Raw genomic sequence first — 11,351 nt, forward strand, 5'->3', positions numbered from 1 at the left:
CGTGTTTTACCCATTAACGAGGCCTAGGTCAAACCTTCCCTCAATGGGTGAACGATGGAGTCTATCATTGGCGGCCGGGTCGCGGGTATTCGCGATTCGGCTTTCGGTAAACAACGCGGATTGCTCGACGACTGGATGGTTTCAAGCAGATTCGCGTTGGAGTTGCTTTAGGTTGGTTCGGGTTGGGGGGGCTCGATTCTCGCGCCTGGTGCGGGCGCGGTTTATGGGAGTATGTCGTTTTATGGACGGGGTTGACATATTTGGCGTGTTTGTTTGTATGTCTAAATTTTAGGAGATGTTTTATGAAAATTTTTAATTCGGTGGTGGCCGCGGCGGGTCTCGCCTTGGTTTCCGCCGGTGCTAACGCGGCATTGATTTCCGTGCAGGGGGCTACCGTCAGCTTTTCGTTCGATGACAGTATCGCCGGTTATTCAATATCCGGAGATACCTTGAGTTTTTTCCCGGCGGGTATTTTGGCCGAGCAAAACGCCAGCGTTGGACTGGATTCATCCAGTTTCTCCATTCCACTGGTGAATATTTATGCCAAATCAGGTTATGCCCTGACAGGGCTGGCATTTAAGGAGCAGGGCGATTATCTGCGTATCGAGGACAGCGCGAATACAACTGGGGTAAAGGTGACCGGGGCATTTTACGTGAACGACGACGCGCAATCCATTTCGCCAAGTCAACCCTTGAGCACCGCATTGTCGCCCAGCGAATTCTTCAATCCTGGGGCCGAAGCGTCGCTTTGGAGTGCTGAATACAACGTGGCTTTGAACTCCGTGGCGTCGGTGGCGACAAGAGTTGACAACACATTGTTTGCTGGGGTGTTTGCAAACGGCTTCAATTTTGCCAGTATCCGGCTGGGTCAGTTGGCGTTTTCTCTGAATACCGTTCAACTTTCCGGTCCGCCCGCCGAAGTTCCGCTTCCCGGCGCTGTATGGTTGTTCGGTTCGGCCTTGGCTGGCGTGCTGGTATCCAGACGCAAAAACCTTGTAGCTTAAGGCGGTTTAGCCGGTTTTTTCGAATCGGCGCGTCAGTTCGGAGCCCGATATGTCCGCTCCGCGGGCAATCGGGCTTTTTTTGCCCGCGCTAATCCGCTTCCAGTACCCGAAACAGCATTTCCTTCACGGTTTGCGGGTCGAACGGTTTGTCGCATATTCCGGACACGCCGGCCTTGTAAACGTTGCTCAAGCGGGTTTCATTATCCTCGCTGGTCACCATCAGGATTGGAATGACCGCATTGCCCAGCTCGCGGCGAATATATTCAATCATGGCCTGTCCATCCATGACCGGCATGTTGAAGTCCGTGATGATCAAGTCGAACGCATCCTGGTTTCCGGCGAATATCTCGGCACCCTGACGTCCGTCTTCCGCCTGGGTAATCTGCTGAATACCCATGTTGTTCAAAACCCGGCAAATATGCTTTCTGGCCAGATTGCTGTCGTCGACCACCAATACCCTGACATTGCGGATGTCGTAATGTTGCAGATCGATTTCTTGCGGGTCGATGAACTCAATGGTCGACCGCAGGGCGTTTTTTAAATCCCGACGAGCGAATGGCTTGGGCAATATGGCCACGACACCGGCTTGGCGAATGGCGTCCAGAATCTGAAAACTGGATTCGCTGGAAATCAGCATAAAGGGAATGTGGCTTAAGGCCTCATCGTGTTTGATCAGTTCGATCAATTCGATGGCGGTCATGTCGGGCAGGTAGAGGCTGCTGATGATCAAGTCCGGCCTGTGGTGTTGCAGGCTATCGATGGCATCCTTGCCGCTGACCGCGCCTTCTATATTGGCGACACCCTCGTCCCGCAAATGTTGCAGTATGACTTTCAACTGGGTGTTGGAGGGTTCGATCAGCAAAATAGCCAAATCATGGATGTTGACGGAGTGCATGTAATGGTATTCTGCCGGTTTATGAAAAAAGATAATATTTCCGAGTTTACCGCTTTTAGATGATACAAGAAACCATAGTCACCAGCATAAGTGCATCCGGTAGCGTCCATATCGCCCCGATGGGGGTGCACATCGAAAACGACAGCTTTGTTATTCTGCCATTCAAACCTTCCAGAACCTTGGACAATATTCTGGAAACCGGACATGCCGTCCTCAGCCATTGCGACGATGTGCGGATATTTGCCGGTTGCCTGACCGGACGGCGGGATTGGCCGCTACGGGCCTGCGAACACATCGAGGGTTTTTATCTGACCAACGCCTTGGCCCATGTCGAACTCGGTTTGCTGCGACGGGAAGACGATCCCGTGCGTCCCAGGTTGGTTTGCAAGGCCGTGCACAGCGCCATGCATAGGCCGTTTCAGGGCTTTAACCGGGCGCAATTCGCGGTATTGGAAGCGGCGATATTGTTCAGCCGTCTGGACAGGCTGCCGTGGGAAAAAATTCAAGGCGAACTGGATTATCTGGCGATAGCGCTGGAAAAATGTGCCGGCGAGCGCGAACTCGAGGCCTGGAGCTGGTTGTTGAACGCCATCGAAGAGCACAAACAGGCAAGGGTGGCGCCATGAGCGGAATGTTGGCCAGTGCAAACAGCTTGAGTGAGGCGCTGTTGATGCGCGCTTGCGAGGTCGACATCATCGATCTGAAACAACCCGCCCAAGGCGCGCTGGGGGCCTTGCCGGTGGCCGAGGTGGCCGAGGTGGTCGCCCGTTTGGGTAAGCACAGCGTCATCAGCGCCACGGTGGGTGATTTGCCGATGCAGGCGGATTTATTGGCCGCCGCCGCGCGGGCCATGGCCGGCACCGGTGTGGATTATGTCAAGATCGGTTTTTTCCCCGGCGGCGATTGGCGGGCCTGCATGGACCGGCTGGCTCCGATAGCCGGGCGGCATCGTTTGATCGCGGTGCTGTTTGCCGATACCAAGCCCGATCTGACGACGATCGAGGCCTTACGGGGCGCCGGATTTGCCGGTGTCATGCTGGATACCATGGATAAATCGCTGGGGTCCTTGACGCAATTGCTGGCGCCGAGCGAATTGGCCCGTTTTACCGGCAGTGCCCGGGCGGCCGGCATGTTGACGGGCCTGGCGGGTTCGCTCAAGCAAAGCGATATTCAGCTATTGCTACCGCTGGCGGCCGATTATCTGGGTTTTCGCGGCGCGCTTTGCCGGCAACATTGCCGCACGGCGGAACTGGATGCCGACAGCATCCTGCGGATCAGACAACTGCTTGGAGAAGCGGGTCCGCAAAGCCGCCCTGCCAACGCGGAAGGCCTGGCCGCCCGAGCGAATCAGGCCGAAAGCTGAACCGCCATGTCCGATAGCTTGCCGAATAAAGCGCTGGCCGTAACCCCGATATTGCGGTTGCTGGTTTTATTGCTGGCTATCCAGCTGGCAAGCATATGGTCGCCGCCGCTTTATGCCTTGCAAGGCATGGCAAATTACGCTCCATTGCATACCGTGGTGGAAGTGTTGGCCATAGTGGTTTCGGCCTTGGTGTTCGCCACCGGCTGGGTGGTCTACCAAAAGGAAGGCTCCTGCAACATGATGTTGCTGGCCTGCGGATTTTTGGGCGTGGCGTTGCTGGATTTGCTGCACACCTTGTCTTACGCCGGCATGCCGGACTGGGTTACAGCAAGCAGTCCGGAGAAAGCCATCAACTTTTGGTTGGCGGCCAGAGTGATGGCCATTTTTGCCATGTTTGGCGTAGCGTTTTTGCCGCGGCGGGACTTAACTAACCCCGCTAGCCGTTGGCGGATTCTTGCCGGGACTTTGCTGGCGGTCGGCGCGGTATGCTGGATTGTGTTGAGCTGTCCCCACTGGATACCGCGCACTTTTATCAGCGGACAAGGCCTGACCGGGTTTAAGAAAACCAGCGAATATTTGTTGTCGTCGGCCTACGCCTTGCTGGCTTTGCGCTTCTTTCGCAAGGCCGGGACACGGCAAATTTACGATGAAGTAGTTTTGTTCGGGGCGGCCGCCACCATGGCCATGAGTGAAGTGTTTTTTACTTTGTATGCCGATGTTACCGATATCTTTAACTTGCTCGGCCATATTTACAAAATCGTTGCGTATGGTTTGGTCTATAGAGCGGTATTCATGACCAGCGTCGAACTGCCGTATCAACGCCTCTACCAAAGCTCTCAAGCCTTGAAAGCCAGCGAGGCAAAGTTTCACGCCATTATCGACCAGTCGCCGGTGGCTTATCTGCTTTACGATCAAGGCCAATGCATCCGTTATTTGAACAAAGCCTTTATCGCCACTTTCGGCTACACCGAAGCCGACTTGGGCGACTTGCGGGAGTGGTGGAACAAGGCCCTTCCCGAGCCGGAATATCGACAGGCAGGTATTGAAAGTTGGCGGCGGCATGTGCGGCAGGCAGCAGCGGCCGGCGAGGTTTTTCTACCCCTGGAACTGGATGTGATTTGCAAGAACGGTACGAAACGCACGGTATTGCTCAACGTCAGTCTGTTAGGCGACGATCTGGCGGGGCATCAAGTGATGATTTTGCAAGATATTACCGAGCGGGTGGAAACTATGCGGGTGATTTGGCGGCAGGCGCATCTGGATCCCTTGACCGAGTTACCCAATCGGACCCTGTTTCTGGATACCTTGGCGCAGGAAATGGTGAAAGCCCGCAAGGTCGGTCGGCGCATGGCACTGTTATTCATAGACATAGACCGGTTTAAGGATGTCAACGACACACTGGGACATTTCATGGGCGATATCCTGTTGCGGGAAGCCGGTCAGCGCTTGCGGGCCGTCATGGCGCCGGGCTTGACCTTGGCCCGCTTGGGTGGTGATGAATTTACCGTGATCGCCGGAGGCCTGGAGGATAGGGACAGCGTGGAACCGCTGGCGCGGCAGATTCTGGCCTGTTTATCCGACCCCTTCCAGCTTGCCAATGACACCGTCTATCTATCCGCCAGTATCGGCATTGCGATGTATCCCGATGACGGCAAAAAAAGCGAGGAACTGTTGAAAAACGCCGATCAGGCCATGTACGAAGCGAAAAAGCAGGGGCGGGATTGCTTCAGCTTTTTTACCGGCGATATGCAGAAAGCCGCGCAAAACCGCATGCGACTGTTGAATGAACTGCATGGCGCGCTGGATAAGCAACAATTGATGGTGTATTACCAACCTATCGTGGAATTGGCGACGCAAAAAATTTGCAAGGCCGAAGCGCTGTTGCGTTGGCATCACCCCGCGCTGGGCATGGTCAGTCCGGGCCAGTTCGTGCCGTTGGCGGAGGAAACCGGCATGATCGTCGGCATGGGCGATTGGGTGTTCCGCCGCGCGGCCAGTCAAGTCGGTATCTGGCGGCAACAATTCGATCCGCTGTTTCAGGTCAGCGTCAACAAATCGCCGGTGCAGTTCAGCAAAACCAGTTACGCGCGGGCACACTGGTTACAGCTTCTGGAGCAATTGGGCCTGCCTGGGGATAGCATAGTGGCCGAGATTACCGAAGGTTTGTTGCTGGACGCCACCCATACGGTGGGCGAACATTTACGGGTATTCCGGGAAGGCGGAATTCAGGTGGCGCTGGACGATTTCGGCACCGGTTATTCGTCGCTGGCTTATCTGAAAAAATTTCCCATCGATTACCTGAAAATAGACCGCTCCTTCGTCAGTCATTTAACAATCGATTCCAGCGACATGGCCTTATGCGAGGCCATTATCGTCATGGCGCACAAGTTGGGTATCAAGGTGATCGCCGAGGGTATCGAAACGGGCGAACAGTACGATCTGTTGGTGGGTGCCGGTTGTGATTACGGGCAGGGCTATCTGTTTTCCAGGCCGGTCCCGGCCGACGAGTTTTCCGAACTGCTGCGGCGGCAAAAATCGCCGGCGACGGAACAAAGCCGGGATGAGTTTTCATTGCTAAACGAGTAGTCGATAGGCGATTGCGCCATAACGAAGGAGGAAAGCATGTCGGATTTGAAACAAACGCCGCTGTTCGAGCTGCACCGCGAACTGGGCGCCAAAATGACCGCCTTTGCCGGTTATGCCATGCCGCTGCAATATGCCGGCGGCATCATACGCGAACACCTGCATTGCCGCTCCCGGGCCGGCTTATTCGATATTTCCCACATGGGCCAATGCCGGATTTTGGGCGTAGGGGCCGCTCAAGCCCTGGAATCGCTCACGCCCGGCGGCATCGTCGATTTGGCGCAGGGCGCGCAGAAATATACCGTATTGACCCATCCGGACGGCGGGGTGGTGGACGATATCATGGTCATTCGCGTGGAGCAGGGCCTTAACCTGATTGTCAATGCCGCTTGCAAGGACAAGGATTTTGCTTATCTTAAGCGGCAACTGCCGGATGACTGCGTGTTGCAGACTTGTCCGGAGTTGGCGTTGCTGGCCTTGCAAGGGCCGATGGCCGCCGAAGTCATGCGGCGGTTCAGCGCGGATGCCGCCGGCTTGCGCTTCATGCAAACCTGCCGGACACATATTGACGGTGTCGAATGCTGGATCGGCCGCGGCGGCTATACCGGCGAAGACGGCTTCGAAATTTCCGTCCGGAACGAAAATGTCGAAGCCGTTGCCCGTTTATTGCTGGCCGAAACCGCCGTCGAACCGATCGGTTTGGGCGCGCGGGACAGCTTGCGGCTGGAGGCCGGCTTGTGTCTGTACGGCCATGAATTAAGCGAGAACATTTCGCCGCTGCGGGCCGGCCTGAAATGGCTGTTTAAAAAAGGCCACACCGACTTCCCCGGCGCGGAAAAGATACTGGCCGAACTGGCGCCAGGGCTGCCGATGCAGCGGGTCGGCCTGTTGGTGGAAGGCCGAATTCCGGTGCGGGACGGCAGCACGATCAGCGATGCGGCGGGTCGGCCGGTTGGCACGGTCACCAGCGGCGGTTATGCGCCATCCCTGCGGAGGCCGGTGGCGATGGCGCTGATCCAGTCGGCTCATGCCGCCGTCGGCACGCCTTTGTTGGCCAGCGCGCGCGACCGGCAAATTGCCGTTACCGTTTGCCGCTTACCCTTTGTTCCTCACCAATATCACCGGTAAAAAACCATGTCAGCGAAACGCCCCCGTCTTGAACAACTGGAAATGCGCGGCAGCTTTGTTCCGCGTCACATCGGCCCCGACCGTCGGCAAACCGAGGATATGCTGGCCGAATTGGGATTGAAACAACTGGAAGACTTGGTGGAAACCATAGTCCCGGCCAATATTCTGAATCACGATGTACTGAAACTGACCGAAACCATCAGCGAACGAGCCGTGATCAAGTATTTGCGCAAGATGCGCGAGCGCAACAAGGTGTTGGTGTCGATGATAGGCATGGGTTTTTACGACACCATCATGCCGGCCGTGATCAAGCGTAACGTGTTGGAAAATCCGGGTTGGTATACCGCGTATACCCCGTATCAGGCCGAAGTCAGCCAGGGCAGGCTGGAAGCCTTGTTGAATTTTCAGCAAGCGGTCATCGATCTGACCGGTATGGAGTTGGCCAATGCGTCGCTGCTGGACGAAGCCACCGCGGCGGCGGAAGCGATGACCATGTCGCGGCGAATTGCCAAAAGCACCGCCAACGTGGTGTTGATAGACAGGGATTGCCATCCGCAGACCATTGCCGTGGTGCAAACCCGCGCCGCTTCGTTGGGATACAAGGTAATACCGGTCGATCCCCTGGCCGATTTGGACCGGCATGAATTTTTCGCCCTGATTCTGCAATATCCGGGGTCGCGTGGCGAGATTCGCGATCCCACCGATATCATCGCCGTCGCGCATCGCAAGCAGGCGCTGGTAACGGTTGCCGCCGATTTGTTGAGTCTGGTGTTGCTGCGGCCGCCGGCCCACTTTGGCGCGGATATCGTGGTCGGCAATGCTCAGCGTTTCGGGGTGCCCATGGGCTACGGCGGTCCGCACGCGGCATTTTTCGCTACCCGGGACGAATTCAAGCGCTCGGTGCCGGGGCGTATCATAGGGGTTTCCAGGGACAGTCACGGCCAGATTGCCCTGCGCATGGCCCTGCAAACCCGCGAACAACATATTCGCCGAGACAAGGCCACCAGCAATATCTGCACGTCGCAAGTGTTGTTGGCGGTGATTGCCGGATTTTACGCGGTTTATCACGGGGCCGACGGCTTACGCATGATTGCCGGCCGGGTGCACCGATATGCGCAAATTTTGGCGGCCGGCATCGCGCATTACGGTCACGAAGTCGTCAACCAAATATATTTCGATACCCTGTTGGTGCGCGTGCCGAATAGGGCAAAACGGCTGGCCGCGCGGGCGGAGGAAGCCGGTATCAACCTTAGGGTCATCGATGCCGATCATCTGGGTATTTCGCTGGACGAAACCACCACCCGTAACGATCTCCGCGCCGTATGGCAGGTATTTTCGGCGCCCGGCCGCGAGATGCCGGACATCAATGCCCTGGATAAAATTCTTGATGAATGCATACCGGATGGCTTGCTGCGCCAGGATGCCATTCTGCAAAATCCGGTGTTCAGCCGCTATCATTCCGAAACCGAGATGATGCGTTACATGCGCAAGCTGGCCAGACGCGACATCGCGTTGGATAGGGCCATGATTCCGTTGGGGTCCTGTACCATGAAGCTGAATGCGGCCACCGAAATGCAGGCCATATCGTTTTACGAATTCGCCGCCATGCATCCTTTCGCGCCCTTGCATCAGGCGCAGGGTTACCAGCAACTGTTCGCCGAACTGGAAGACATGCTGTGCGATTTGACCGGTTTCGACGCCTTTTCGCTGCAGCCCAACGCCGGTTCGCAAGGCGAATACACCGGTTTGCTGGTGATACGCAAATTCCACCAAGTCAACGGACAGGGCAGGCGCGATATCTGCCTGATTCCCGCTTCGGCGCACGGCACCAATCCGGCCAGCGCGGTACTGGCTGGCTTGCAAGTGGTAGTGGTGGCTTGCGACGCCAACGGCAATGTCAGTATCGATGATTTGCGCGACAAGCTGGCCAAATATCACGATACTCTGGCGGCCTTGATGATTACCTATCCGTCCACGCACGGCGTATATGAACAGGCGTTTTGCGAAATTTGCGATCTGGTTCATCAACACGGCGGTCAGGTATATCTGGACGGCGCCAACTTTAACGCCCTGGTTGGCTTGAGCCGGCCGGGCCGGATCGGCGCCGACGTGATGCATTTGAATCTGCACAAAACCTTTTGTATTCCGCACGGCGGCGGCGGGCCCGGTGTCGGTCCCATCGGGGTACGTTCGCACTTGGCGGCTTTTCTGCCGGACCATCCGGTGGTGGACGGCGTCAATCCGGCCAAGGGCGAACACGGCACGGTCGGCACCGTCTCCGCCGCGCCCTGGGGCTCGGCCAGCATCCTGACTATTTCCTGGGCCTATATCGCCATGATGGGAGCCAGCGGCTTAAAACGTGCCACGCTGGCCGCGATTCTGAATGCCAACTACATAGCCCGGAATCTGGCTCCGCATTATCCGATTCTCTACACCGATGCCAACGGCTGGATCGCGCACGAATGCATTATCGATTGCCGTGAATTCAAGAAAACCGCCGGCATCACGGTGGAAGACATCGCCAAGCGCTTGATAGATTACGGTTTTCACGCGCCGACCGTGGCGTTTCCGGTGCCGGATACCTTGATGATAGAGCCGACCGAAAGCGAGAATAAAACCGAAATCGACCGTTTCTGCGCGGCCATGATCGCCATTCGGCAAGAGATCCGGGAAATAGCGCTCGGTCTGGCCGATCCGGACAGCAACGTGCTGCGCAATGCTCCGCATAGCCATCGTCTATTATTGGAAGAATGGCGCCTGCCGTATTCCAAGCAAAAGGCCTTTTTTCCGGATAGCGAACAGCACGACGATAAGTATTGGCCGCCGGTCGGACGCATCGATAACGTCTATGGCGACCGCCATGTGATGTGCAGTTGCCCGCTGGATTGGGGCGAGACGCGGGACTGACGGATTTTATGGCGAGATTTCGCGCGCGACCGGTTGGCGACAGGCGAGGTCAAGTCGCCATGATCAGCAAATAGGGCGCGCTAAGAAAGTTACCCCCTTATTTTTATGATAGAGGGGGGATACGGTTCCGCGCCATTCGAATTTCAGGACGTTATTGATCCCGGTTCGCTTGGTCTTCAGGCCGGCTTAGCCGCCGGACTCATTACCCATCGGCTGCGAATACGAGCACTGTACCGGTACGGAACCGATCAGTCTTTCGGGTCTTTATTAATGCTGCTGGTATAGGTCGTAATGGCAAACAGGGCGGACGAAATAATAAATTCGCCGTTTATGACCCCATATATTCCGGCGGCGAATAGCAGGCCCGTCAATAAGTGTTTGGATAGACTATTCATTTTTACAACTCATCAAATGAAGAGGTTTACAATATAGGCTTGTTTTTTTGTATTAACAATGCCTGATAAAAGAGATGGTTTGTTAAGTATATGGAAATAACAGCTTGTTAACGCTGGTGTTTTGAAAGTGTTGACAGCCTAAAAAATTGCAAGATTACTCGATCTTGTTTATTAACAATTAACCGAAAGGGGGAAGTGCATGGATATTCTGTTTGAACTGGTAGTTGGGTTGGCTGTGATCGGAGCGGTTTATTTTTGGGTAAAAACAAAATATTTAAACCCTGAAATTCCGCGCAATATTGAAGTTTTTCCGAATCGAGGTGTGCCACTGGTAAAACGAGCGCAAGAGCGCTCCGAGGACACACAGGCCGAGGCCGTAAAAGCAGCTGAACCAGTCATTGAACTGGCCGAGGTTCAGACTGTTGCGGACAACAGTGAATCTGTTGCAGTGGAAACAGTGGAAACAGTGGAAACAGTGGAAACAGTGGAAACAGTGGAAACAGTGGAAACAGTGGAAACAGTGGAAACAGTGGAAACAGTGGAAACAGCCGGTGCAAGTGTCGCCGGCACTCAAATACCGGAAGATTCCGTGCTTAAAAGGCATTATCTGGCGCAACGCGCCGCGGAGCGGGCAGCCATTACCAATCCCTATCCAAGCGATTCGGTATTGCGTCGTCATTTTGAAAGCATGCGGGCCGCGGCATGCGCGCCAATCCAACAAGCGCTTGCGGAAGAAACTAAACAGCCTGAATCAATCGAGCTTGACCGGAGCGGTTCGTCGACTCCAACGGTTGAAATGCCGCAGGATTCTGTTTTGAAACGGCACTACCGGCAGTTGCTTGAAAGCCAGTCGGCATAATTTGCCGCTTAAGCGGTTGCTTGCCGGACAGGAGAGAATACGTTCGTTTAGGCTAGCCGGCGGCATCCTTGCCGCCACGCCTGTCCGACAAACAAAAGCACCCTTCCCAATATTTTACTTTCAGAGTAACGCTCATGAAACAGGTGCATCGCCCCGGCAAATGAAAGTCAATCTCGTAGGAGCGACGCACAGTCGCGATGATGGCCTTGCGAATCGC

9 protein-coding genes are annotated in these 11,351 nt (G+C 55.5%); 7 read left to right on the forward strand and 2 right to left on the reverse strand.

The window, feature by feature from the left end:
• The first annotated feature begins 302 nt into the window (after positions 1–302).
• On the forward strand, positions 303–1,004 hold the full coding sequence (locus NP590_RS14110; RefSeq protein ID WP_256603166.1) for a hypothetical protein: 702 nt from the start codon (positions 303–305) through the stop codon (positions 1,002–1,004).
• Positions 1,005–1,092: 88 nt separating this feature from the next.
• Here NP590_RS14110 and NP590_RS14115 read toward each other — a convergent pair whose 3' ends face one another.
• Entirely contained in the window at positions 1,093–1,899 is an 807-nt protein-coding gene (locus NP590_RS14115; RefSeq protein ID WP_256603169.1) for a response regulator, read from the reverse strand.
• A gap of 59 nt (positions 1,900–1,958) precedes the next feature.
• Between NP590_RS14115 and NP590_RS14120 the strand changes: the two genes are divergently transcribed.
• Genes NP590_RS14120 through gcvP form a run of 5 tightly spaced genes read left to right on the forward strand, consistent with a single transcriptional unit; the run spans position 1,959 to position 9,880 of the window.
• Positions 1,959–2,525: a DUF447 domain-containing protein gene (locus NP590_RS14120; protein WP_256603170.1), complete on the forward strand. Its 567-nt coding sequence runs from the start codon at positions 1,959–1,961 to the stop codon at positions 2,523–2,525.
• Positions 2,522–3,262, forward strand: coding sequence for a (5-formylfuran-3-yl)methyl phosphate synthase (locus NP590_RS14125; RefSeq protein WP_256603172.1), 741 nt, complete (start codon positions 2,522–2,524; stop codon positions 3,260–3,262). The genes NP590_RS14120 and NP590_RS14125 overlap by 4 nt, the downstream gene beginning before the upstream one ends.
• Before the next feature lie 6 nt (positions 3,263–3,268).
• On the forward strand, positions 3,269–5,848 hold the full coding sequence (locus tag NP590_RS14130) for a bifunctional diguanylate cyclase/phosphodiesterase (protein WP_256603173.1): 2,580 nt from the start codon (positions 3,269–3,271) through the stop codon (positions 5,846–5,848).
• A gap of 36 nt (positions 5,849–5,884) precedes the next feature.
• Positions 5,885–6,973: a glycine cleavage system aminomethyltransferase GcvT gene (gcvT, locus tag NP590_RS14135; RefSeq protein WP_256603174.1), complete on the forward strand. Its 1,089-nt coding sequence runs from the start codon at positions 5,885–5,887 to the stop codon at positions 6,971–6,973.
• Positions 6,974–6,979: 6 nt separating this feature from the next.
• Positions 6,980–9,880, forward strand: a complete 2,901-nt coding sequence (gene gcvP, locus NP590_RS14140; protein ID WP_256603176.1) for an aminomethyl-transferring glycine dehydrogenase — start codon at positions 6,980–6,982, stop codon at positions 9,878–9,880.
• Between the two features lie 248 nt (positions 9,881–10,128).
• Here the strand turns inward: gcvP and NP590_RS14145 are convergent, their stop codons facing one another.
• Positions 10,129–10,275 (reverse strand): hypothetical protein, encoded by a 147-nt coding sequence (locus NP590_RS14145; protein WP_256603177.1) that lies wholly within the window; start codon positions 10,273–10,275, stop codon positions 10,129–10,131.
• A gap of 199 nt (positions 10,276–10,474) precedes the next feature.
• Here NP590_RS14145 and NP590_RS14150 point away from each other — a divergent pair, with 199 nt between their 5' ends.
• The gene (locus NP590_RS14150; RefSeq protein WP_256603179.1) at positions 10,475–11,134 is read left to right on the forward strand and encodes a hypothetical protein; all 660 of its coding nucleotides are present in this window, start codon (positions 10,475–10,477) and stop codon (positions 11,132–11,134) included.
• Positions 11,135–11,351: the final 217 nt, after the last annotated feature.

Origin of the sequence: Methylomonas subterranea (assembly GCF_024505185.1) — a bacterium.
Lineage (GTDB): Bacteria > Pseudomonadota > Gammaproteobacteria > Methylococcales > Methylomonadaceae > Methylomonas > Methylomonas subterranea.

Coding starts and splice junctions, on each gene's coding strand:
- NP590_RS14110 (WP_256603166.1), top strand. CDS start 303: ATGAAAATTTTTAATTCGGTGGTGGCCGCGGCGGGTCTCGCCTTGGTT.
- NP590_RS14115 (WP_256603169.1), bottom strand. CDS start 1,899: ATGCACTCCGTCAACATCCATGATTTGGCTATTTTGCTGATCGAACCC.
- NP590_RS14120 (WP_256603170.1), top strand. CDS start 1,959: ATGATACAAGAAACCATAGTCACCAGCATAAGTGCATCCGGTAGCGTC.
- NP590_RS14125 (WP_256603172.1), top strand. CDS start 2,522: ATGAGCGGAATGTTGGCCAGTGCAAACAGCTTGAGTGAGGCGCTGTTG.
- NP590_RS14130 (WP_256603173.1), top strand. CDS start 3,269: ATGTCCGATAGCTTGCCGAATAAAGCGCTGGCCGTAACCCCGATATTG.
- gcvT (WP_256603174.1), top strand. CDS start 5,885: ATGTCGGATTTGAAACAAACGCCGCTGTTCGAGCTGCACCGCGAACTG.
- gcvP (WP_256603176.1), top strand. CDS start 6,980: ATGTCAGCGAAACGCCCCCGTCTTGAACAACTGGAAATGCGCGGCAGC.
- NP590_RS14145 (WP_256603177.1), bottom strand. CDS start 10,275: ATGAATAGTCTATCCAAACACTTATTGACGGGCCTGCTATTCGCCGCC.
- NP590_RS14150 (WP_256603179.1), top strand. CDS start 10,475: ATGGATATTCTGTTTGAACTGGTAGTTGGGTTGGCTGTGATCGGAGCG.